Annotated in this window: 24 protein-coding genes; 14 read left to right on the top strand and 10 right to left on the bottom strand. The window is 71.1% G+C overall.

What is annotated here, in order from left to right; all coding sequences use genetic code 11:
• The first annotated feature begins 138 nt into the window (after positions 1-138).
• The 4 genes from AC1VWI_RS41935 to AC1VWI_RS41920 all read left to right on the top strand — a co-directional run bounded on the left by AC1VWI_RS41935 (position 139) and on the right by AC1VWI_RS41920 (position 3,336).
• Positions 139-1,581 (top strand): DEAD/DEAH box helicase, encoded by a 1,443-nt coding sequence (locus AC1VWI_RS41935; protein WP_499516313.1) that lies wholly within the window; start codon positions 139-141, stop codon positions 1,579-1,581.
• A 221-nt stretch (positions 1,582-1,802) separates the two neighbouring features.
• Positions 1,803-2,201 carry a CBS domain-containing protein gene (locus AC1VWI_RS41930; protein ID WP_499516312.1) on the top strand — a complete coding sequence of 133 codons (399 nt, stop codon included), beginning with the start codon at positions 1,803-1,805 and terminating at the stop codon, positions 2,199-2,201.
• 48 nt (positions 2,202-2,249) lie between these two features.
• Positions 2,250-2,558, top strand: a complete 309-nt coding sequence (locus AC1VWI_RS41925; RefSeq protein WP_499516311.1) for an SCO5918 family protein — start codon at positions 2,250-2,252, stop codon at positions 2,556-2,558.
• Positions 2,559-2,994: 436 nt separating this feature from the next.
• Positions 2,995-3,336 (top strand): MerR family transcriptional regulator, encoded by a 342-nt coding sequence (locus AC1VWI_RS41920; RefSeq protein ID WP_499516310.1) that lies wholly within the window; start codon positions 2,995-2,997, stop codon positions 3,334-3,336.
• Positions 3,337-3,370: 34 nt separating this feature from the next.
• On the opposite strand, the gene AC1VWI_RS41915 is transcribed toward AC1VWI_RS41920, so the two are convergent.
• Both AC1VWI_RS41915 and AC1VWI_RS41910 read right to left on the bottom strand, forming a co-directional pair.
• Positions 3,371-4,411: an SPFH domain-containing protein gene (locus AC1VWI_RS41915; RefSeq protein ID WP_499516309.1), complete on the bottom strand. Its 1,041-nt coding sequence runs from the start codon at positions 4,409-4,411 to the stop codon at positions 3,371-3,373.
• Positions 4,412-4,414: 3 nt separating this feature from the next.
• Positions 4,415-4,846: an NfeD family protein gene (locus AC1VWI_RS41910; RefSeq protein ID WP_499516308.1), complete on the bottom strand. Its 432-nt coding sequence runs from the start codon at positions 4,844-4,846 to the stop codon at positions 4,415-4,417.
• Between the two features lie 319 nt (positions 4,847-5,165).
• Between AC1VWI_RS41910 and AC1VWI_RS41905 the strand changes: the two genes are divergently transcribed.
• Positions 5,166-5,522, top strand: a complete 357-nt coding sequence (locus AC1VWI_RS41905) for a hypothetical protein (RefSeq protein ID WP_499516307.1) — start codon at positions 5,166-5,168, stop codon at positions 5,520-5,522.
• 194 nt (positions 5,523-5,716) lie between these two features.
• On the opposite strand, the gene AC1VWI_RS41900 is transcribed toward AC1VWI_RS41905, so the two are convergent.
• Together AC1VWI_RS41900 and AC1VWI_RS41895 are read right to left on the bottom strand one after the other, a co-directional pair.
• The gene (locus tag AC1VWI_RS41900) at positions 5,717-6,208 is read right to left on the bottom strand and encodes an SPW repeat protein (protein ID WP_499516306.1); all 492 of its coding nucleotides are present in this window, start codon (positions 6,206-6,208) and stop codon (positions 5,717-5,719) included.
• Positions 6,209-6,499: 291 nt separating this feature from the next.
• Positions 6,500-7,504, bottom strand: coding sequence for a LysR family transcriptional regulator (locus AC1VWI_RS41895; RefSeq protein WP_499516305.1), 1,005 nt, complete (start codon positions 7,502-7,504; stop codon positions 6,500-6,502).
• A 173-nt stretch (positions 7,505-7,677) separates the two neighbouring features.
• On the opposite strand from AC1VWI_RS41895, the gene AC1VWI_RS41890 reads away from it, so the two are divergent.
• Together AC1VWI_RS41890 and AC1VWI_RS41885 are read left to right on the top strand one after the other, a co-directional pair.
• Positions 7,678-8,238, top strand: a complete 561-nt coding sequence (locus AC1VWI_RS41890; RefSeq protein ID WP_499516304.1) for a flavin reductase family protein — start codon at positions 7,678-7,680, stop codon at positions 8,236-8,238.
• An 82-nt stretch (positions 8,239-8,320) separates the two neighbouring features.
• Positions 8,321-9,919: a 4-hydroxyphenylacetate 3-hydroxylase family protein gene (locus AC1VWI_RS41885; protein ID WP_499516303.1), complete on the top strand. Its 1,599-nt coding sequence runs from the start codon at positions 8,321-8,323 to the stop codon at positions 9,917-9,919.
• A gap of 100 nt (positions 9,920-10,019) precedes the next feature.
• On the opposite strand, the gene AC1VWI_RS41880 is transcribed toward AC1VWI_RS41885, so the two are convergent.
• Both AC1VWI_RS41880 and AC1VWI_RS41875 read right to left on the bottom strand, forming a co-directional pair.
• Complete coding sequence (locus AC1VWI_RS41880) at positions 10,020-12,815, bottom strand: FtsX-like permease family protein (RefSeq protein WP_499517045.1); 2,796 nt, start codon at positions 12,813-12,815, stop codon at positions 10,020-10,022.
• 5 nt (positions 12,816-12,820) lie between these two features.
• Positions 12,821-13,519, bottom strand: a complete 699-nt coding sequence (locus AC1VWI_RS41875) for an ABC transporter ATP-binding protein (protein ID WP_499516302.1) — start codon at positions 13,517-13,519, stop codon at positions 12,821-12,823.
• A 69-nt stretch (positions 13,520-13,588) separates the two neighbouring features.
• Between AC1VWI_RS41875 and AC1VWI_RS41870 the strand changes: the two genes are divergently transcribed.
• A complete protein-coding gene (locus AC1VWI_RS41870; RefSeq protein ID WP_499516301.1) occupies positions 13,589-14,173 on the top strand; it encodes a PadR family transcriptional regulator in 585 nt (194 codons plus the stop codon).
• 54 nt (positions 14,174-14,227) lie between these two features.
• Here the strand turns inward: AC1VWI_RS41870 and AC1VWI_RS41865 are convergent, their stop codons facing one another.
• Entirely contained in the window at positions 14,228-15,163 is a 936-nt protein-coding gene (locus tag AC1VWI_RS41865) for a LysR family transcriptional regulator (protein ID WP_499516300.1), read from the bottom strand.
• A 135-nt stretch (positions 15,164-15,298) separates the two neighbouring features.
• Between AC1VWI_RS41865 and AC1VWI_RS41860 the strand changes: the two genes are divergently transcribed.
• From AC1VWI_RS41860 to AC1VWI_RS41850, 3 genes are all read left to right on the top strand, one after another.
• Positions 15,299-16,543, top strand: coding sequence for an MFS transporter (locus AC1VWI_RS41860; protein WP_499516299.1), 1,245 nt, complete (start codon positions 15,299-15,301; stop codon positions 16,541-16,543).
• A 228-nt stretch (positions 16,544-16,771) separates the two neighbouring features.
• Positions 16,772-17,251 carry a hypothetical protein gene (locus AC1VWI_RS41855; protein WP_499516298.1) on the top strand — a complete coding sequence of 160 codons (480 nt, stop codon included), beginning with the start codon at positions 16,772-16,774 and terminating at the stop codon, positions 17,249-17,251.
• Positions 17,252-17,315: 64 nt separating this feature from the next.
• Positions 17,316-17,684, top strand: coding sequence for an SH3 domain-containing protein (locus tag AC1VWI_RS41850; RefSeq protein ID WP_499516297.1), 369 nt, complete (start codon positions 17,316-17,318; stop codon positions 17,682-17,684).
• 87 nt (positions 17,685-17,771) lie between these two features.
• Here the strand turns inward: AC1VWI_RS41850 and AC1VWI_RS41845 are convergent, their stop codons facing one another.
• On the bottom strand, positions 17,772-18,671 hold the full coding sequence (locus AC1VWI_RS41845; protein ID WP_499516296.1) for a helix-turn-helix domain-containing protein: 900 nt from the start codon (positions 18,669-18,671) through the stop codon (positions 17,772-17,774).
• Positions 18,672-18,829: 158 nt separating this feature from the next.
• On the opposite strand from AC1VWI_RS41845, the gene AC1VWI_RS41840 reads away from it, so the two are divergent.
• Positions 18,830-19,264 (top strand): nuclear transport factor 2 family protein, encoded by a 435-nt coding sequence (locus tag AC1VWI_RS41840; protein WP_499516295.1) that lies wholly within the window; start codon positions 18,830-18,832, stop codon positions 19,262-19,264.
• A gap of 145 nt (positions 19,265-19,409) precedes the next feature.
• Positions 19,410-19,628 (top strand): hypothetical protein, encoded by a 219-nt coding sequence (locus tag AC1VWI_RS41835; protein ID WP_499516294.1) that lies wholly within the window; start codon positions 19,410-19,412, stop codon positions 19,626-19,628.
• A gap of 73 nt (positions 19,629-19,701) precedes the next feature.
• Here AC1VWI_RS41835 and AC1VWI_RS41830 read toward each other — a convergent pair whose 3' ends face one another.
• Together AC1VWI_RS41830 and AC1VWI_RS41825 are read right to left on the bottom strand one after the other, a co-directional pair.
• Positions 19,702-20,139: a DUF6174 domain-containing protein gene (locus AC1VWI_RS41830; RefSeq protein ID WP_499516293.1), complete on the bottom strand. Its 438-nt coding sequence runs from the start codon at positions 20,137-20,139 to the stop codon at positions 19,702-19,704.
• A 101-nt stretch (positions 20,140-20,240) separates the two neighbouring features.
• Positions 20,241-20,765: a tetratricopeptide repeat protein gene (locus AC1VWI_RS41825; protein WP_499516292.1), complete on the bottom strand. Its 525-nt coding sequence runs from the start codon at positions 20,763-20,765 to the stop codon at positions 20,241-20,243.
• Between the two features lie 156 nt (positions 20,766-20,921).
• Here AC1VWI_RS41825 and AC1VWI_RS41820 point away from each other — a divergent pair, with 156 nt between their 5' ends.
• Positions 20,922-21,914 carry an ArsR/SmtB family transcription factor gene (locus tag AC1VWI_RS41820; protein WP_499516291.1) on the top strand — a complete coding sequence of 331 codons (993 nt, stop codon included), beginning with the start codon at positions 20,922-20,924 and terminating at the stop codon, positions 21,912-21,914.
• Positions 21,915-21,966 lie beyond the last annotated feature (52 nt).

The following is a 21,966-nucleotide window of genomic DNA, read 5'->3' as shown; positions in this document are numbered from 1 at the left end:
CCCGTTCGGCGCCTCGGCCCGCGGACTTCTCCCGCCGGCTGAATTCGCCATCGCATTTGCTTGGCCCATTCTTGCGATTCCCCGTCCTGCTCATCGCAGCGGAATCCCTTGATGCGGCCGCTTCAAGGAAGGTTCTGCATGAGCCGTACACGTACGAACGACCGTTTCACCGACCCGAGCCGTTCCGGCGGCCGACGCCGTCGCCCCGCCGCACCGCAGGCAGAGTTCGCCCTGCCGGACACGGCGACTCCGGCACTGCCCGCCGCCGGGGCGTTCGCCGATCTCGACATGCCGCGGCCGCTGCTGGCCGCGCTCACCGCCGAAGGCGTGACCGTGCCGTTCCCGATCCAGGCGGCGACCTTGCCCAATTCCCTCGCGGGCCGTGACGTGCTGGGCCGCGGGCGGACCGGTTCCGGCAAGACCCTCGCCTTCGGCCTCGCGCTGCTGGCCCGTACCGCCGGGCAGCGCGCCGAGCCCCGGCAGCCTCTGGCCCTGGTGCTCGTACCCACCCGGGAGTTGGCCCAGCAGGTCACCGACGCGCTTGCCCCCTACGCCCGTTCGATGAGGCTGCGGCTGGCCACCGCGGTCGGCGGGATGCCGATCGGCCGTCAGGCCGGCGCGCTGCGCAGCGGGTCGGAGGTCCTCGTCGCGACGCCCGGCCGGCTGAGGGACCTCGTCGAGCGCGGCGACTGCCGACTGGACCGAGTCGCCGTGACCGTCCTGGACGAGGCCGACCAGATGGCCGACATGGGCTTCATGCCGCAGGTCACAGCGCTGCTGGACCAGGTGCACCCCGAGGGGCAGCGAATGCTGTTCTCGGCCACCTTGGACCGCAACGTCGACCGTCTGGTCCGCCGCTACCTGCACGACCCGGTGGTCCACTCCGTGGATCCCTCCGCGGGCGCGGTCACCACGATGGAGCACCACGTGCTGCACGTGCACGCCGCCGACAAGCACCAGGCGACAACCGAGATCGCGGCGCGAGAGGGTCAGGTGATCATGTTCCTGGACACCAAGCACGCCGTCGACAGGCTGACCGAGCACCTGCTCAGAAGCGGCGTCCGCGCCGCCGCGCTGCACGGCGGCAAGTCGCAGCCGCAGCGCACCCGGACCCTGGCCCAGTTCAAGACGGGACACGTGACCGTCCTGGTGGCGACCAACGTCGCCGCACGCGGGATCCACGTCGACAACCTCGACCTGGTCGTCAACGTGGACCCGCCCAACGACCACAAGGACTACCTCCACAGGGGCGGCCGCACGGCCCGCGCCGGCCGGTCCGGCATCGTGGTCACACTGGTCACGCCCAACCAGCGCCGCGACATGGCCCGTCTCATGCAGCACGCCGGAATCCGCCCGCACACCACCGAGGTCCACCCGTCCGGGGACGATCTGATCCGCATCACCGGCGCGCAGACCCCCTCGGGCATCCCGGTCGTCATCACCGCACCGGCGGCGGAACGCAAAAACGGCGCCCCAGCCTCCCGCGGCGGGCGCAGCCGTGCCACCGCTCAGGACCGCCGCACCGGCGGGGCAGCACGCCGCACGGCCCAGCGGCGGCCCGCCTACGACGCGGTGGCCTAGGCCGTGTCGTCAAAGTCCCGCCTGCCCAGCGGCGCCTGGCACGGCACCTCGCTGCGTTGTCGAATCGTCCGAGTAGCCCACTACGAGGACGACTCTCCGCCTTACGATGCACCGCACCAGACGCCGCTGGGCCCGCCCTCCGGGCGGCCGGCGCTCCTTTGACGACACGGCCTAGCACTTTCCCCGTCACGCCGCCCATCAACTTCTCCAGGAGGCACTTCTTGACCCTGGCACACGACTTGCCACGCCCTGCGGATTCCGCCCACGGAACCGTGGCCGACGTCATGGACATGCCCGGACCGCAGGTCTGGGACGACATGACCGTCGAGGTGGCCCTGTCGGTCATGGCCAGCGCCCGTACCGGACATCTGGTCGTCTGCGACGAGGACGGCCGGTGCACGGGTCTGGTCACCCATGCCCAGCTCACCGCCGTCCGTGACGGCCACGGCTACACCGATCAGGTCCGCCTGCGGGAGGTCGCCGGTGACGGCGGGCCGTTCGCCTCGCCGATGACCAAGATGACCGAAGCGCAGCACGTCATGCGCCACCGGCAGCTCGCGGCCGTGCCCGTCGTCGACGAGCACGGCTGCGCCGTGGGTGTTCTCACGCGCTCACGCTGACCCGTCGCCCACCGGTCCCATCGCTTCCCACTCCTCCTGCGAGGCACCATGCGCTGCGTCATCGCCCGTTTCGCGTTCGACCTGTCCAAGACCGGGGTGGTGGCGTCGATGAAGGGCGTCAGGCCCGAGCCGGTCACCGGTGAGTCCGTGATCATCGGCCGCCGCCACTACCCCGTCATGCAAGTGGGCGAGGTCATCACCCGGCAGGACCGCCGTGACTTCACCGCCGGCGAGGTCCTCCGCGCCATGACGCGCCTCGGCTTCACCTGCCGCGCCCTCCCTGCCGCAGCACCGGCGCCCGGGCTCACCCCGCTCCAGGAAGCGTCGGCCCTGCTCGGCGTCCCCACCGCCGGGTAGCCGGGGTCGGGACGACGCACTGGCCCGACCATGGCGGCATGAGGGCTCGGTCGGCGCATGCCGGCCGAGCCCTCATCGAGTGGGGCGCCCGGTGCGGCTTCCCGTGGTCTGCCGTCCGTGGACGGCAAGCGGCACATCCCGGCCGTCCTGGCACTGACGCGCCGCCAGGTCGACGTTCGGCATGGAACCGACCTCTATCTCACCCGCCCGGACTGCCGCCGGCCTTCGTTCGGGCGCTGCCCCTGCCGGCCCACGGAGCGGGACCATGCCTGGCATGACCGGATCCGTATATCTTCGACCTCGACACACCACAACCATTGCGAGGAAACAAGAGGTCGGCGCGGACGAGGGCCGCCAGAAGGGAGTAGCAGTCCCTTCGGGGCCCTGGTGGCGGGACGGCGTCAAGGCCCCTCCACATGTTCCACAAAGAGGTGCAATGACGGCAGCAGCTGACTCCTTCGGCCGTATCGATGACGACGACTACCCCGCCTACACCATGGGCCGGGCCGCCGAGATGCTCGGCACCACCCCGGGCTTCCTCCGTGCCATCGGCGAGGCCCGCCTGATCACCCCGCTCCGCTCCGAAGGCGGACATCGCCGCTACTCCCGGTACCAGCTCCGCATCGCGGCCCGAGCCCGTGAACTCGTCGACCAGGGCACCCCCGTCGAGGCCGCCTGCCGCATCGTCATCCTCGAGGACCAGCTCGCAGAAGCCCAGCGGATCAACGCCGAATACCGCCGCGCCGCCGGATCGACGGATCCCACGGGCGCAGCCTGAGACGGGCCGGACCCCGCGGAGGGTGCGCCGGTTCTCACCCAGGACCGGCGAGGGGGTCGGCCGAGGGGCGTGCCGAGGGCGCCTCGGCCTGGGCGGCGTCGGCAAGGGCCTCGGCAGCGGCCTCTGCGGCCCGCGCGGCGTCGGCGGCGGCCTGGGCGGCCTTGTCGTCCGAGGACTTCTCCCGGGTGGCCGGCGACTGCGGCAGCACTTCGCTGAATGCGCGCGACACACCGTCCAGTGCGGAGGTGACCTCGCTGGGGATGACCCAGAACGTGCTGCCCGCGCCCTGCGCGAGCTGGGGCAGCATCTGCATGTACTGGTACGCGAGCAGCTTGGGGTCGGGGTCGTTGCGGTGCACGGCCTGGAACACCTCGTCGATGGCCCGTGACTGGCCCTCGGCCTTGAGGATCTCAGCCGTGCGGTTGCCCTCCGCGCGCAGGACGGCGGCCTGCTTGTCGCCTTCGGCAGTCAGTATCTGCGACTGACGTTGTCCTTCGGCCCCGAGGATCACGGCCCGCTTGTCCCGCTCGGCCCGCATCTGCTTCTCCATCGCGTCCTTGATGGACTGCGGCGGGTCGATGGCCTTGATCTCCACCCGGTTGACCCTCAGCCCCCATTTGCCGGTGGCCTCGTCCAGCACACCGCGGAGCTGGCTGTTGATGGTGTCGCGCGAGGTGAGGACCTTCTCCAGGTCCATGGACCCGACGACGTTGCGCAAGGTGGTGACGGTGAGCTGCTCGACCGCCTGGAGGTAGTTGGCGATCTCATAGGCGGCCGCCCGCGGGTCGGTGACCTGGAAGTACAGGACGGTGTCGATCTCCACGACCAGGTTGTCCTCGGTGATCACCGGTTGCGGTCGGAAGGAGACCACCTGTTCTCGCAGGTCGATCACCGGATAGACACGGTCGATGTAGGGGATGACGACGTTGAGGCCGGGTTTCAGGGTGCGGTGGTAACGGCCGAGCCGTTCGACGTTGCGGGCGCGTGCCTGGGGCACGATGCGTACCGCCCGCAGCACGGTGAAGACGACGAAGAGCGCGACAATCACTCCGGCGACGAGGAGCCCCGATTCCATGGTTCACTCCTGGGGGTAGACGAGTGCGGTGGCGCCGCTGATCTCGATGACGTCGACGGTCGTTCCCGGAGGTATCACCAGCGTCTCGTCATAGGCTCGGGCCGTCCATTCCTCGCCTCCGATGCGGACCCTGCCGCCCATGCCCGTCACCTCTGAGACGACGTAGGCGCTCCTGCCGACCAGCGCCTCGACACCGAATCGCTCCGCCGGGGGCCGGCGCACGTGGCGCAGCACGACGGGACGGATGAACAGAACGGTGCTCGCAGCAACGACGGTGAACACCACGAACTGCAAGGGCAGCGGAAGCCCGGCTGCCGCGGATCCCGCCGTGATCAAGGCAGCCCCACCCAGCAGCCCCAGCGCGGCAGTGAGCGTGAAGAGCTCCGCCACGGCCAGCCCTGCCGCGGCGATGAGCCAGATCAGCCACGGGTCCATGCCCCTCCTGCCGCGTGCAGTAGGTGAACGGCCGGCCGACGCGCCCCGCTCGGTCGGCGACCAAGTTCCCCCTTAGGTGACCTACCCGTACGAAATGCCGGAAATCAAAGCTTCAGCCGGAATGAGGGGAAACGCCGGGACGGGCGAGCAGCGCACGCCGTCGCAGCCACCCCCTGCCCTGGACGTGTGGAGTGGGGCGCCGCTGTTCGTCACGGACGGCGTAAACGATCAGCACCTCATGGCCGCACTCGACTGAGCGGCTCGCCGGACGCCCCGCGGCTACCCGCCGGGCCGGGCGCCGGCGCGAGAGGATTCCCGCATGCCGCACATGACAGCCGAAGAGGCCGCCGACTGCCTCGGCATCGCCGACGAGCACCTCGCCGCGTTCGTCGCCATCGTGGACGCACTGCGCACCCCCGACGCCCGGCGGGCCGAGATCGAGCAGCTGCGCGCCGAGCTCGAAGCAGTTGACGAGGTGCTGCGCGAGGCGGGGATCGACCACCCGACGGGCGCCCTGGGCGTCCACGACCTGCACAGCATGCGCGACATCGCCCGCGAGGACGCCGACGAGGACGCCCGGGCGGCACGAATCGTCGCCGCCCTCAGACGCACGAGGAACAGTCTGCCCGCGGAAGTCCTCGCCGCCCTCGACGAGTACGACGCGGCTTCGACGTGACGGGCGGGAATTGCGTGGCGCACAGGGGCAGACGCAGTGCCGAGGTCCACGCGCACGACGGGGCCGCCGGTGTCCGGGGGCGGCATCACCGTCACCCGGCGCTCCGCTCCTCCACGACAGCATCCTGATGGAGCAGTTCCGCGCAGATGACGCGGGGCGCGGGCCTCAGCCGGGCCCGCGCCGACCGTTCTGCGTCACCGGCGCCCCAGCCCTCCAGGGGTGTGTGACATGCCGTGCTCCTGGGCGCGAGCGCCACCGGGACGCGTTGTTGCCGCAGCAAGCGCGAGCACCAGGCCGATCGCTCCGACGATCACGTTGTTCGTGATGGTGCGCCACGTACTGACATCTCCCGCGATGCACCAGGGCGAGATGATCGTCCACAGGGCGATGATCGCCGCAGCCCAGGCCTTGGAGTGGGTGCGCTCGAAGCCTCGCCCCGCCCCGCCCATGAGCAGGGCGTACGCGATACCGGCGATGAGGTTGTTGACGGCGATCGTCGACAGCGCATTGAAGCCCAACAGCGCGTTGAAACCCGCGATCCACGGTGACGCGGCCAGATAGACGCCGGTGAGCAGACCCATGGCCCTGATGGCCTGACCGCGATGGGTCGCGGTCGCACGCTCGTAATCGGCGCGAAGTTCCAGCAGATCGGGGTGCTGCTCGATGCCGGGTTGTGTGCGCGACATACGGACCATCTCCCGCCATTTTGGTCATTCCACATATCCCCCTACCCGGACTTATGCATTCGATTCCGGTCGTTTCCGACCAGGCGCGACGCGGAGATCCAGCCGCCGGCAGGGCGGGGGCGCGGTCGGCAGGGGCCCGGAGCGTCCGGGGGGCGTCGGCGGCGGTGACGTGGCAGAGCTCGGCGACGCACACGCCCCGAGGGCGATGAATGCTTTCAATGACAGTGCCGACGGTCCGGACGAAACGAGCGGGATCCGCGGACGGCCCGCCCGCACCACCGAGCGGGTGGGTCAGTCCTGGCGCGTGCGAGGTCCGTCCATGCCGCCGAGGACACTCGCGGAGGCGAGCAGGCGCTCGCGCAGCCAGAGGTGCGCCGGGTCGCTGGTGTGACGGGGGTGCCAGTACATCCTCTCGTGGATGTCGGGCAGGGCGACGGGCGGGGGCAGGAAGCGGATGTCGGTCGTCGCGGCGGCGAGTTGGCGTGCCGCCCGCTCAAGGACCAGGCTGGCCAGGGACGTACCCCGGATCAAGAAGGGGACGAGGAGGAAACTCTCCACCGTGAACTCGATCCGGCGTGGGGTGCCGAGCCGGGCGAGGTGCTGGTCGGCCAGGTTGAGTCGCCTGTCCGGCCCGATGCTGTACACGAGGTGCGGAAGACGGAGATATTCGTCGATCGTTATTCGCTGCGTCGCGCCCGCGGGGTTCGCGGCGTCGACGGCGCACAGCCATTGGTCGCCGAACAACGGATACGACGGGAATCCGGTGTCGCCCATCAACTCTTTCGGTTCGATGATGAGCTCGGCAACATCGGAGTCGAGCAATTGCCGCGGATCTCTCGATCGGGGAAGGACGTGGATCGTCACGCCGGGGGCCTCGGCGGCCACTGCTTGAACAAAGGGGCTCAGCAATACCAGCGTCGCGTAGTCGGACGCGCTGATGGAGAAGCTCCGTACGTCCGTGGCCGGGTCGAATTCGGAACGCTGCGCTATGGTCCGCTCGACGAGGTCGAGGATCTCCCGTACGGGTCGCACCAGCCGCTCGGCTTCTGCCGTGAGGGCGAGTTCCCTGCCCTGCCGCACCAAGAGCGGGTCACCGAACAGCTTCCTGAGGCGGGCGAGCGACGAGCTGGTCGCGGGCTGACTGAGGCCCAGACGCCGCCCCGCGCGGCTGACGTTGCGCTCGGCCAGCAGGGCGTCCAGCGCCACGAGCAGATTCAGATCGACGTTCCGCAGGTTCATCATCCCTGACCAGTCCATATATTCGCGGCGCAAATACCGTGAATTCAACATATGCATTTGACGGGTGTGTTGCGCAGATCATAGCGTCCCGGTCCAGCGGTGCGGCCCGGACGGCCGAAACTGCGTCAGGTTTCCCCTCCTGGGCGGTGGCACCCGCGCCGTCGCCGGTTTGGAGAGATCGGATGATGGAATCAGGAAATACCGGCGGCGGCCCGTACGGGAAAGACACCGTGCGGCTCGACGCCGCGCCGCGGCCGCCGGAAAGGACGGCGGATGCGGATGCCTTCCGCTCGGCGATGCGCCGGGTGGTCGGCGGATTGGCCGTGGTGACCACCCGTCATGACGGTCGCGCCTGGGGAATGACGGTCAGCGCGTTCGCCTCGGTCTGTCTGGAGCCGCCGACGGTGCTGGTGTGCGTCAACGAGCGCACGGTCACCGCTGCGGACATCCACCGCGAGAGCCGTTTCGCGGTCAACCTGCTCAGCCTGGACCAAGTCCCCGTGTCACAGCTGTGCTCACGCCAGGGAACCGTGAAATTCGTCGACGACCACGTCGTCGCGGGCAGCGAACTGCCGGCCGAGGTGAACTCGCCGGTGCTGCGGGATTCGCTGGTGACCTTCGACTGCGAGACGGCCGAGGCACGGCCCGTGGGCAGCCACCTCGTCGTCATCGGCAACGTGCGGGCCGTCATCGCGCCCGACCTCCGCTCCCCCCTGCTGTTCGGGCAGGGACGCTACCAACGCGGCGTGGACATGGAGGCGGTTCCGGCGATGACGGAGGCGGTGGCATGACGCCGACCGGTCCGCCGGCCCGCCTGTACGAGGCCGCCACCCACCACCGTCACACCAACGACACCACCACGGGAGACACGCCATGAGGACCGGCAAGGAATACCTGGAGTCGCTGCGCGACGGCCGCAAGGTCTACGTCGGGGGCGAACTCGTCGAGGACGTCACCACCCACCCCAAGACCCGCGGATACGCCCAGGCGATCGCCGAGTACTACGACCTGCACCTGGACCCCGAGCACCAGGAGACCACCACCTTCGTCGACGGGAACGGCAAGCGCCAGTCGATGCACTGGTTCCTGCCGCGGTCGAAGGAGGACGCCGTCCGCCGCCGCAAGTACGCCGAGTTCCTGTTCCGGCACTTCAAGGGCGGCATCTTTACCCGGCCGCCCGCCGGTATGAACGTCGTCATGTTCACCCAGGTCGACGACCAGCAGCCGTGGGCCGAGAACTCCCGCTTCACCGGCCCCCGCCGCGACCTTTCGGGCAACATCCAGCGCCAGTGGGAAGAGGTCACCTCCAAGGACCTCGCGATCTCGCCCATGTTCGTCGACGTGCAGTTCGACCGCGGCCGCGACGACGCGCTGGCCGAGACCCCCATGCTGCGCATCATGGAGGAGAACGACGAGGGCATCGTCGTCCGTGGCTGGAAGGCCATCGGCACCTCGCTCCCCTTCGTCAACAACCTCCTGATCGGCAACCTGTGGCGGCCCGGCCAGACGCCCGAGCAGACCATCTACGCGATGGTGCCGCTGGCCACTGAGGGCGTGACCGTGGTGGCCCGGGAATCGCGGGCCCAGCCCGACGCCGACCCCTACGACCGTCCGCTGGCGACCATCGGCGACGAGCTCGACGGGATGGTCTACTTCGACGACGTGCTGATCCCCTGGCCACAGGTCCAGCACATCGGCAACCCCGACCACGCCAAGTGGTACCCGCAGCGGCAGTTCGACTGGGTGCACCTGGAGACCCAGATCCGGCAGTGCACGCACGCCGAACTCATGGTCGGCCTCGCGCTGCTCATCACCCAGGCCCTGGGCACCAGCCGCCAGCCCGTGGTGCAGTCGCAGCTCGCCGAACTGATCCGGTTCCGCGAGACCTGCCGCGCGTTCATGCTCGCGGCCGAGGAGACCGGTTTTGAGACCCCGGGCGGGCTGTACAAGCCGAACAACATCTACATCGACTTCGGCCGGGCCCACTACCTCGAGAACCAGCACGACATGGTCAACAAGCTGATCGACTTCTGCGGCCGCGGCGTGGTCATCCAGCCGACCAAGCGCGAGCTGGACGACCCCTACATCGGCCCCAAGCTGGAGGAGGCGCTGCGTGGTGCCGAGATCAGCGCCCGGGACCGGATCAAGATCTTCCGGCAGATCAGCGAGCGCTTCCTCACCGAATGGGGCACCCGCCACGAGATGTTCGAGAAGTTCAACGGCACGCCGCTCTACCTGATCAACATGCTCACCATGCAGCGCACCGAGTACCAGGTCGACGGGCCGCTCACCCAGCTCGCCCGCGACGTCCTCGGTTTCGGCGACACCTCCGAGCTGGGCAGGCGGGCGCAGGAGGCGGAGAAGGCCTCGCACTACGCCGGCGTGCGCTTCCAGCCCGGGTACGCCCGTGGCCAGGACGTCCACGAGGGCTACATCGGCCCTCGGCCGGAGGGGGCGGCCGACCGGCCGTGACGACACCTCCCCCGGCCGTCCCGGGGCCCGGGGCTCCCGGGCCCCGGGCCGCGGGTGACGGCCCCACGACGGATGGCCTCCCCGCCGTTCCCGGCATCCGTCATCCCACCGCCAGCAGATGGGCGGGGGCGATGCGTGACTGGGCGCGGACCGGGAGGGCCAGGGCGGCGCAGACGAGGACCACGGCGGCCAGGGTGGCGAGGAGCGCCGCGCCGCCGACGGCCGGGAGGCGCCCGTCCAAGGTGCCCCAGCCGATCGCGAGGACCGTCCCGAGCCCGGTGACCGCACCGGTGAGGCCGCCCAGGAGGGCGAGCAGGGCACCCTCGTAGTAGCTGAGCAGGGCGAGTTCACGGGTCGTCCAGCCGGTGGCGCGCAGCACGGCGAGGTCGGCGGCGCGTTCGCGCATGGACAGCACCAGGACGTCCACCGCGCCGGCGGCTCCCAGGAGCAGCGACAGGGCGACGCTCAGGTAGTCGGCGGTGCGGGCCTGTGCGACGACGGCGTTGCCCAGCAGCGAGCCGGCCGCCTCGCCGCGGAAGCCCAGGGTGAGGGCGAGCAGGACGGTGAAGGCCGCCACCGCCAGGGCCAGTCCCGCCGCGCCGAGCGCGGTACGGCCGCGTACCCGCAGCAGGTTGCGTACGGCGAGTCCGGGGACCGAACGTACGGGCGCCGCGCGGCCGGTGGCGGTCACCGGGGGCGTGATCGCGTCCAGGGGCCTCAGCCGGGTGGCACGCCAGGCCGGGAACAGCCCGGCGGTGACCGCGAGCAGCAGCGAAACGGGCAGCACGAGAGCCGCCTTGGTCCCCGCGTCGGGCAGCTTCAGCAGCAGGCCCAGGACGTAGGCGAGGACGGCGCCCGCGGCGCCCGCGCCCAAGCCGATGGCCAGGAGTTCGCCGAGGATGAGCCGGAGGATCTCCGGCGGGCTCCAGCCCAGGCAGCGCAGGGTGCCGATCTCGGTGCGGCGTGATCGCACGGAGGCCAGGGCGGCCTGGGCGAGGAAGAGCGCGCAGACGACGAGGACCAGCACGAACAGCACGGCGCTCTTGGCGTCGACGGCCTTGAGGATGCGCAGGGCCACGCCCTTGGCGGTCCAGTTCTCCACGACGTCGACGCCGGGCAGCGCGATGGTCTGCGGTGCCGGTGAGCTGCCGATGGTGATGTCCACCTGGAGACCGGGGTACGCGGTGCGGATGCGGCCCGCGACCGCGTTGACCCGGGCCTGCGAGGCCGGGTCGACTCCGGTGACGCCGGCGACCCGGATGCGGATGGCGCTGATGGGGGCCTTGTCCTGCGCGGTCGGCTGCCGGCGGCTCTTGGTGAGGACGGGGAGGGCGTCCAGGGAGGTGAGCATGGTGGGCGGTGCGGCGAGGTAGCCGCCGAGATTGCGGTCGGGACGCAGCGGCCTGTTGTGCAGCGCCGTCCGCCCGGCCTCGTCGGCGCCGGTGACCTGGGGCGAGCGGTAGGTCTCCAGCGGTACCTCGGACAGCGAGGAGAAGCCGGGCAGTTCGGTGGCGTCGTAGCGGCCGACCGGGGTCAGGTACGGGATCGGCGTCCTGCCGTAGTCCTCGTGCGCGCAGGTCCGGGTACCCCAGCAGGCGGTTCCGGGGTGGCTGACGATCTCGCGGAACTGGGTGCCGGTGTTCTCCTCGGGCACGAACTCCACGAACTGGCGGTCCGCGTTGGTGCGCCACACCTCCGGGGACTGGCCGGCGCGGGCGCGTGGGGCCAGGCCCGTCCCGGCGCGGCGGTAGTCGACGGGGCCGACCGTCCAGTAGCTGTCGGCCAGGGGGGCGAAGAGGGACTTCCCGGGAAAGCCCCGCTCCAGGTCGGCGCTGACGCGTCCCACCGGTGTTCCGCGCAGGTCGTCGACGAAGTCGTGGGCGGCGGGGCTGCCGAGCTTCGCGCGCAGGGCGGCGGGGTCGCCGGCGTCCAGCCGCTCCACGGTGGCGTTCACCGTGCCGGAGGTGAGGGTCTGGTCGCTGAGCACGGCCGGGATCGTCCAGTAGGGCTCGTTCGACCAGTTCTCCTTGCGGCCCCAGACGGGCTTGTCCCGGTCGGTGAGCATGCGGCCGGAGGTGATGGCGTGTGCGAGGCCCACCAGCCGGTCCTCGGCGGCGGGGTCCACCGCCGACAGGAGCACCGGGTAGGAGACCGGGATCTCGGCGATCGCCTTGTCCCGTCCCGACCGGCAGGTGAGCCAGGAGTTCATGTCGGGGTCGAACGGGGACTCCTCGCGGCGGTCCTCGCGCATGAGGCTGGGCTTGAGGGGTCCGAATCCGCCGTCGTCGGTGTGCTCGATGTGCACGTCGGTCTTGTTGTGGTTGTAGTACCAGCAGACCGGATAGGTCCGGTGGTCCGCGTGCTCCTCCAGCAGACCCGGGAACGTGGAGTCGGAGAAGGTCTCCGACGGCTCGATCGGGTTGCGGCTCAGGTACACGTACTGGTCGGCGGTCCGGTAGCGGCCCAGACCCGCCGTCAGGGTCGGCTTGATCCGCAGGATCTGGGAAGGCGCCGTGCCGTCCAGGAAGGACGACACGTCGACCTTCAGCGTCCCCGGCACCATCAGGTAGCCGACGTTGGCGACCGGCGCGGCGACCTCGATCCCCGGCATCTTCTTGATCCGGTCGTACTCGCCGAGGCCGATGCCGCCGAAGATCCCGGACAGGAAGTTCGCCTCGACCAGTCCGTCGCCGCGCTCGACCGCGGTCTGGCTCGCGTGGGGACGCACCAGGACGTCGTACGCGGAGCGGGCGTTCTTCCGGACGGTCTCGGTGGTCCGCGCCTGACTGGTGGTCACCGTCGAGGTGAGCAGGGTGAAGCTGGTCGCGGCCACGAGGATGCCGGCGGCCAGTGCCAGCGCACGGGCCCGATGACGCCGCAGCTGGGACCAGATCATGGCGATCACGGGCGGAGCCCCCCGAGCCGGTCGAGGACGTCGGTGGCCGGCGTCACGCGTTCGTCGGCCACGATCCGTCCGTCGCGCAGGCGCACGATCCGGTCGCAGCTCGCGGCCACCTCCACGTCGTGCGTCGCGACGAGCAGCGTCATCCCGTACTGCTCGGTCAGCGAGAGCAGCAGGTCGATGATCTCCCTGCCGGTCGCGCTGTCCAGGTTGCCGGTCGGCTCGTCCGCGAGCAGCAGGCCGGGCCGGTTGATCAGCGCCCGCGCGACCGCCACGCGCTGCTGCTGACCGCCCGACAGCTCCGAGGGCAGCGCCCCCGCCCGCTGTGCCAGGCCCACGGCCTCCAGGAGTTCCATGGCGCGGGCCCGCCGGTCGAAGTCCACCCGGCGGGGCAGCACCGGCGCCAGGACGTTGTCCAGCACCGTCAGCGCGGGCAGGAGGTGGAAGCGCTGGAAGACGAAGCCGATCCGGCGGCGATGGGCGTCGAGCCCGCCCGGTGTCAGCGCGGTGCCGTCGACCTCCACCGTGCCGGAGTCGGGCAGGTCCATGCCGCCGACCAGGTGCAGCACGGTCGACTTGCCGGCGCCGGACGGGCCGGTGAGTGCGACGGATTCGCCGTCCCCGATCTCCAGGTCGACGCCGTCCAGCGCCACGACTCCCGGGTGCCGGCGGGACACGTCCCGCAGGGTCACGCTCATGCTTCCGACCACCCCTCATGCATTGCGGCAATGCAGGGGTACATTGTCACAATACAGAGGGGATGCAAAATGCCGCTGCACCACGCAGTGCTCGCGCTGCTGTCCGAGGGACCGAGCCACGGCTACGAGCTCAAGAGCCGTTTCGAGGACGCCATCGGCCCGCAGTGGGGCGGCCTCAACATCGGGCACCTGTACCAGATCCTGGACCGCCTGGTGCGCGACGGCCACGTCACCCGGTCCCAAGTGGCGCAGAGCGACCGCCCCGACAAGACGCGCTACACCCTCACCGCGCAGGGCCAGGACGAGTTGCACTCCTGGGCGACCACGGCGTGGGTCCGCACGGGCGGCTTCCGTGACGAGTTGTTCCTCAAGCTGTTCGGCGCCGCCTCACTGGGCTCCGACGCCGTGCACGCCCTGGTGGAGACCCAGCGCCAGACCTACCTCTCCGAACTCGCCGGTCTCACCCGCCTGCGGCGCGGCCACACCGACGACCCTCTGGTGGCCCTCCTCATCGACGCCGCCATCGCCCACACCAAGGCGGACCTCGAACTCGTGGACAGCGCCGTCCAGCGGCTCGCGCCGCTCACGCGGCCCGGTGTCCCGTCGCGCGGGGCGGCGGAGGAACCGGAAGCCCGCGAGCGCAGGGCGACGTAGGGCGAGCCCCGCGCCGCCGCAGTCCTGCCGGGATCATCGTGGACGCGGCGGCGTTCAGTGCGCGGTCACCCAGCCCGGCGTCCAGGTCCCGGCGGCGTCGTGGCCGGCCGTGGCGGCGGCGAGGTGGGCGCGGAGGGTGGCCAGCGCCGGGTGGGGGTTGTCGCGGTGCCACAGGAGCGAGTGCGGGTAGACGGGTGTCGGGTCGGTCACCGGGATGCGGCGCAGGCCGTGGCCGGCGGGCCAGACGAGGCTGGTGTTCCCGCCCATGAAGGTGGCCAGGGCCGGGGTGTCGGCGACGGTGTCGAGGAGCGCGTCGGAACCGAAGTTGGGGCCGGTCGCCTCGATGGTGAGGCCGAACTCGGCGACGAGGTCGTCGTAGTAGGCGGACCACTCGGTACCCGGCACGATGCCGGGCATCCAGATCCGGTGCCCGGAGAGCTGTGCGACCGTCACCGACCGGGCGCCCGCCAGCGCGTGGGCGGGGCCGACGAGGAGCTCGAGCGGTTCGTCGAGCACCCGGACGGACTCGACGTCCTCGGGAAGGGGCCGGCCGGGCGCGGCGACGGCGCGGAAGGACGCGTCGATCTCACCGGACCGGATGGCGGCGACGGCCGTCTCGATGTCGAACAGCATCACCACGTCGAGCTCGATCTCGGGGTGCGCGCGGTGGAAGCCGCGCATCATGCCCGACGCCGCGCCACGCGAGGCGATGATGTCGACGCGCAGCGGACGGCGGCCGGTGCGCACCGACGCGACCGCGCGCTCGGCGACGCGCAGCAGCTCGCGCGCGTGGGGCAGGAACGCCTGCCCGTCGATGGTGAGCTCGGCGCCGCGCGCCGTGCGGGTGAACAGCCGCACGCCGAGGCTGCGCTCCAGCGCGGCGATGCGCTTGGAGACGGCCTGCTGGGTGACCGCCAGCTCGGCGGCGGCCTCCTGGAACCGCCCCGCGTCGGCGGCGGCGACGAAGGTCCGGACGGTCTCGATGTCCATGCCCGACACCCTACGGCCACAACCATTGGTTGTGGCCGCCGGTTCTGCGGTTGTTTGATCCCAGGCCGCGGGCCTCGCTTTGATGAGTCCGATCGCGGACCGGTTGTGCAGGGTGAGTGGCGAGGGGCGTCGGGCATGGGGAGCGGGCACCGGCTGGGACGGCGGTTCGGGTGGCTGTGGGCAGCGTACGGGACCAGCGCGCTCGGCACGTGGCTCGCCTTCGGCGCGTTCCCCCTGATCGCCATCCAGGTGCTGCACGCCGGACCGGCCGAGGTCGCCGCGCTCGCCTCCGTGGGGTCCGCGGTGGGCGCGGCCGTGGCGGTGCCGCTCGGCCCGTGGGTGGAGTTCCGCCGCAAGCGGCACGTGCTGATCTCGATGGACCTGGTGCGGTTCGCGGCGCTGCTGACCATCCCCGCCGCGTTCGCGCTCGGCGTCCTCACCTTCCTCCAGCTCCTGCTGGTCTCGGTCGCCGTCGCGGCGGCCGACATCACCTTCCGCGCCGCCTCCGGCGCCTACGTGAAGACCCTGCTGCCGGCCGAGGACCTGCTCGTCGCCAACGCCCGCTTCGAGTCCACGGCATGGACGACCACGATCATCGGACCACCGCTGGGCGGCGCGGCGATCGGGCTGCTCGGCCCGGTGGCGACGGTGGTGGCCGACGCGGTCAGCTACCTGCTCTCGGCCCTCGGCATCCGCGCGACGGGCGGGCACGAGCCGCGGCCCGAGCGCCGGGAGGCCACGCGCATGAGGAGCCGGGACCTGCTCGACGGCTGGCGGTACATCCTCGCCGACCGGGCACTGCGTCCGTTGTTCTTCAACACCGCCCTGTTCAACGGCCTGGTGATGGCCGTCCAGCCGTTGCTCGCCGTCCTGATGCTCGGCAAGCTCGGGTTCACAGCATGGGAGTACGGCCTCGCCTTCGCGGCGCCCTCGATCGGCGGGCTGCTCGGTTCGCGGCTGGCCCGGCCGCTCGTCACCCGGTTCGGACAGCGCCAGGTCCTGGTCGTCACGGGGGCGCTGCGCGCGCTCTGGCCCGTCGGCCTGGCCTTCCTGGGGCCGGGCACCGGAGGGCTGCTGCTGGTGATGGGCGTCGAACTGGGGCTCATCTTCTGCTGCGGGATCTTCAACCCCGTCCACGCCACCTACCGCCTCGAGCGCACCGCGACCGACCGGGTCGCCCGCACGCTGTCCGCCTGGGCGGTGACGACCAAGGCCTCGACGGCGCTCCTGACGGCCGTCTGGGGCGTGCTGGGAGGTCTGCTCGGGGCGCGCACCGCCATCGGCCTGGCCGGCGTGCTCCTGCTGGCGACCCCGCTGCTGCTCCCCCGCCGCGCGGCAGCGCACCCGCGAGAGCCGGAGCCGGCACCGAGCCGCCCCTGACGGAGTGCGCGGTCCCGACCGGCATCCCGCACACGGTGATCGCTTCTGACGGTACGTCAATGTGTCGTACACGGGTGCTTGTTGTGGACATGATCCATGGAACAGACTGGCGTCGATTCGCACAAAGAATCGAATCGCGGTGACGTGATCACCGCGGCCGCGTCCGACCGCCCGGACCGCCGCGCCGGCGGCGGTCCGCCGTACGCACCACACCAACGAGGGGGAACCATGTCCGTACGTCCGTCGCGCAGGTCGCTGACCAGCGCCGCAGGCGCCTTCGCCTTAGCCCTGGGCTCGACGCTCGCGGGCGCCGCCGTCGCGCCGACCACCGCCGCCGCCGACACGGGCGACCGCACGTCGACCGTGGCCTGCGCGTCCCTGTGGGTCAACGACTCCGGTGGCACGACCCACGCCAGGCTCCGGAACTGCTCCGTCACCTGGGGCAAGAACATCTTCGACGGCTCCTACTGGCAGACGGTGAAGTTCGAGCTGTACGACGCCCTCACCGACGGCGTCTGCGCCAAGTCGAACGTGATCCTGTCGCCCACCGGGGCGAGCTCGCAGGCGAGCGAGTGCAACGGCGTCTACACCGCGAAGTCGGCGACCTTCAGCGGCCGGGCCACCAACATCTTCATCAGGATCACCTACGGCTCCAACTCGACCTACGGCAAGATCAGCACGAACGTCGCACCGCCGTCCGGTTTCTGACAGCCGCGGCCGGCGGGTTCGCCTCCACCGGAACCATGCCGGCGCCAACGGGAGGGGATCAAGCATGCGATCGACACGCAAGGCGAAATGGGCGGCACTGGCCGCCGGAGTGCTCGCCGTGCCGGCGGCCCTGGTCGTGAGCACCGCGGGGCCGGCGACGGCCAACGCGTCCTGCGGTCAGGGCGCCTGGGGCACGGACGGCACGGACGTGCGCATGCCGCCGGGCGTCAGCGCCAACATGCGCAGCGGCTCCAGCACGGCGTGCGGGGTCGTCGGCTGGGCCGACAACCAGGACGTCCTGATCTACTACTGCTGGACGTCCGGCCAGAACGGCACCTGGACGTACCTCTACAACCAGCACGACGACCGCACCGGATGGGTGAAGGACTCACTGCTGCCCTACAACGGGTCCAACCAGTACTGCGGCTTCTGACAGCCGACCCGGCACCCCGGCCCCCGGCGGCGCCGGCCCGCACCGCGCACGACGCATCGGTGCGGGCCGGCGCCGCATCGCGGATCGTCAACCCTTGCGCCGCTCGTCGGTGTGGTCCGCCTCCCGCTCCGCTGCGGTGGCGGACCAGTTGGCGAGGATCGTCAGGGCGTCCTCGGCGGCGGACCCGGAGGGCGCGCTGTAGACGACCACGCTCAGACCGCTTTCGTCGGGCAGGCTCATGGTTTCCTGGTCGAGTTCCAGGTCGCCCACGAGCGGGTGGTTGAGGCGCTTGGTGCTGTCGCGGAAGACATGCACGTCGTGGGATCCCCACAGCATGCGGAAGGCGTGGCTGCGGGTGGACAGTTCACCGACCAGGTCCGTCAGTTCCCGGTCGTAAGGGTGCCTTCCCGCCTCGACACGCAGGGCGCCGACGGCGAAACGGGCCATGCGTTCCCAGTCGGCGTAGAACCGCCCGGCCGCGGGATGGAAGAAGGCGAACCGGGCGACGTTCGCTCCGCAGGTCGGGTCGGCGTACATCTCCGCGTACAGGGCCCGGCCCAAGGGGTTGGCGGTCAGCGTGTCGAGGCGGTTGTTCATCACGAACGCCGGCATCCGCGGCATCCCCTCGACGATCCGCGCCACGCTCGGCCGCACCGCGGGCCGGCTCTGCTGCGGTACCCGTGCCCGTACCCGCGCCGCGGGCGCCGGTCCCGCGGCACGGGCGAGGTCGTACAGGTACATGCGCTCGGTGGCGTCGAGCCGCAACGCCCGGGCGAGGGCGTCCAGCACGCTGCCGGAGACACCTTTGAGGTTGCCGCGCTCCAGGCGCGTGTAGTACTCGACGCTGACCCCGGCGAGCGTGGCCACCTCACCCCTGCGCAGCCCGGACACCCTCCGCTGACCGTACGTCGGCAGTCCGGCCTGCTCGGGGGTGATCCTGTCGCGTCTGGAGCGGAGGAAGGCACTGACGGCGTCCCGGTTGTCCATACGGACAGGGTAGGCAGGCCGCGCGAAGCGTGGGGGACCCTGGCAGTACCCCTCACGGCAGGGACTCCCCCGCCCCGGCCGTCCGGCGTTGCATGGTCTGTGCCCCGACCCCCCGGGGCACCACCCCCATGGTGAACAGGACCGGAAGGACACAGACGATGAACAAGGCGACCGAGACGGTGATTGAGAGCCCCGCGGATGTCGTGCGGGGGCTGTACGCCGCGCTGAGCAGGGGCGACGTCCCGGGTCTCCTGGAAAGGCTCGCCCCTGAGGTGATCGTCGACGAGCCGAACCAGCTCCCGTACGGCGGTGTGCACCAGGGCCGCGAGGTGTTCGTGCAGTCGGTCCTCGGCGCGATGATGGGCTACGCCGCCGTCGCCATCACCGCGGCCGAGGTGTACGAGGGCCCGGCGGGCGTCGTCGGCACGCTCACCGGAACGCTCACGGCCCGCACCACCGGTGAGGAGTTCCCGCTGACCATGGTGGAGATCCACCAGGTCGAGGACGGCACGGTGCGCAAGATCGACGTCTACACCAAGAACCCCCAGGCACTCGCCGCGTTCTACGCGCGGGCCGAGGCCGGAATCCGCTGACGACCGCCCCGAGCGGTCGGCAGACCGTCCGCCCGGTCTCTGCCGGTCCACGCGGCCCGAGCGGCCCTCCTGGTCGGGGCTGAGCAGACCGGCGCAGACCGCTTTTGCGCCCGCGGAGGCTGCCGGGCGTGCCAGTCTGTGCGGCATGGAGAAAAGTGCGGTGTGGATCGATCTGTCCGAACTCGACCCGGGCAGCGTGTCCGCTGCCCGGTGCACCTGGCACGGCGACCGTGCCCACCCGTGTACGGCCGACCCCGTGACCGGGGTGGTCGACCGCGCCGGGAAGCGGTTCTCGGCCTGCGCCCAAGCGGCCCGCGCCGTCGCCGCGGACCGTGGTGTCCCTCTCCCGTCGGCGGCGCTGTAGAGAAGCAGGGGGCAGGGACACGGTCGTGCTCTGCGACCCGGGTGGTGTGGGGGTGCGCAAGCGCGAACGATCCTCAGGGGTGCACGCGATACTCGGTGATCAGGTAGTCGGCCTCGTCGTCCACGGAGTTCGTCTCCCAGTCGAGGTGGATCTCGGTGGGGTGTCCGTCGGGAGCGAACACCGCGTCCGCGACATCGGCCTCGTCCGCCCGGGCCTGTCGCAGCTCGGTGAGGAGGTCGCGCAGGGTCCGCACGTTCTGCGGCTCGCGGGCGATGGTCCGCCGGGCCGCCTCGTCGAGACCTACCGCCTCGGCCACCTTCCCGTCCGCCACGGTGATCCGGTACTTGCCCAGGCCACCGCGCTCGCCGCCTTCGGAGAGCAGCGTGAAGGAGTACCGCGCCGGCTCGGCCCATCGGGGCTCCGGGGCCGCTTCGGTATCGGAGCCGCAGGCGGTCGCGGCCAGCGCGAGCGCTGACACCGCGGTGAGCAGGAGTGCGTGAGGTCTCGGCATCGGCGTGCCTTTCCGTGGTCGGCTGTCGCTCCGACGCGACGGGCGGCGATCCGGTTCCGCGCCGAGGTGCGCGGTACGGGTGTCGGCGGCGCTGTGCCAACTCAGTCCTCGATCAGAGCCTTTCCGTAGTGGGCCATGGAGCGGTTGTACCGCGGCAGATGCTTGGCCAGGGCGATCAGGACGAGCGACAGCCCTTCGCGTTCGCGGCCGAGTGAGGCGAGGCACAGCGCGGTGACGGCATCGAGAGCGTCGTCGAGGTGGTCCGAGCCGTGGGCGCGCTCGGCCTCCAGCATCGCCAGGCCCGCGGCCGCATCGCCGGTGTTGCGCAGGGAGCTGGACATCTGGATCACGGCGCGGCAGCGGTTCTCGCCGGTCAGGCCGCCGCGTTCGAGCGCCTCGCGGTAGAGCGGGACGGCCAGGCCGGAATGGCCCCAGGAGTCGCGGGCGCAGGCCCTGTGGAACAGGCCGTCGGCATCTCCTTCGGGCAGTTCGGCCACGAGCGCGTCGATCTGCGCGAGGAACGCGGCCTCCTCGTGGTTGTCGATGACGGCGAACAGCGCGGCGGCGCGGCGGTTGACCTCGGCATACCGGCCGCCCGGCCCGGCTTGGTCGGTGACGTCGTGCATTGCCGTACTCCCTTGATTCTCCGGTGGGTTCGACCGGTGCCGGCCGAGGTGATCAATCCTGGCCAGGCGGTTAGGATCACCACCAGTGATTCGGTACGGGCCGAATCACCGTCGCCGGCGTACGACGCTCGGGACACGGAACCCACGGGGGTGGGCGTGGCCATCAGCCTCGGCTTCGGGCCGTCCGACCTGGCCCGCTGCCGGTTCGCCTACTCCCCGGTCTTCGAGACCCTCGCCGCAGTACGGATCGCGACCGGACCGCAGGGCCCCGGGCCCGGTCCGCATCACCGTCGGTGGCTGCAGGAGGCGCTGCCCCGTCTTCAGGCGGTCGACCTGCGGCCGCTCACTCTGCTGCAGCCACGTCGCGGCTACACCCCGGACTTCCTCTCCCTGCCCCCGCTCACCTCCTCCCCGGACTTCGACGGCGAGCTCACCCGGATGGCAGCCACGCCCGCTTCCGTCGTGCGCCGCGAGATCGAGATGTCACTGCTCGACACCCCGGGCGCCCAGGCCGACGGACTCGGAGGGCTGCTGCTCGGCGACCCGGCCGACGTGCTCGGGCTCCTGACACAGTTGGTGCGCGCGGCGTGGCAGGCGCTCGTCGAGCCGGTGTGGCCGCAGGTGCGCGCAGCGCTGGAGGCCGACATCGCCTACCGCTCGCGGCGACTTGCCGAAGGCGGTCTGGACGGCCTGTTCGCCGATCTCGACCGGACGTTGCACTGGACGGGCGACACCCTCGTACGCGACCCCGGCGGCAACGAGCACGTCGCGCTCGCCGGGCGAGGCGTGCTGCTCATGCCCAGCGTGTTCAAGTGGGACGAGGCGATCGTGATCACGCAGCCGCCGTGGCAGCCGGCGGTCGCCTACCGGGCCCGGGGCCTGGGCAACCTCTGGCAGCCGACGCGTGAACTCCCGAGCGCCGCCCTGGCACGACTCATCGGGGGAACCCGTGCCGCCCTGCTGACGGCGCTCGACGAGCCGGCGTCGACAACACGGCTGGCACAACGGCACCAGCTGGCACCCGCCACGGTCTCCGAGCACCTGAGGGTGCTGCGGGACAGCGGGCTGGTCGTCGGGGCGCGACACCGTCACGAGATCCGTTACCGGCGTACACCGTTGGGGTCGGCGCTCGTCCACGGCAACGAATAGCCGATCAGCACAGTCCCCTCGTCACGCGCTCAACCCCCATCGCCGTTCGCCC

It is taken from the genome of Streptomyces sp. TOM-9, from assembly GCF_056858595.1.
Note: the sequence above shows the minus strand (reverse complement) of the source record. Positions and strands in the feature narration are given on the sequence as shown.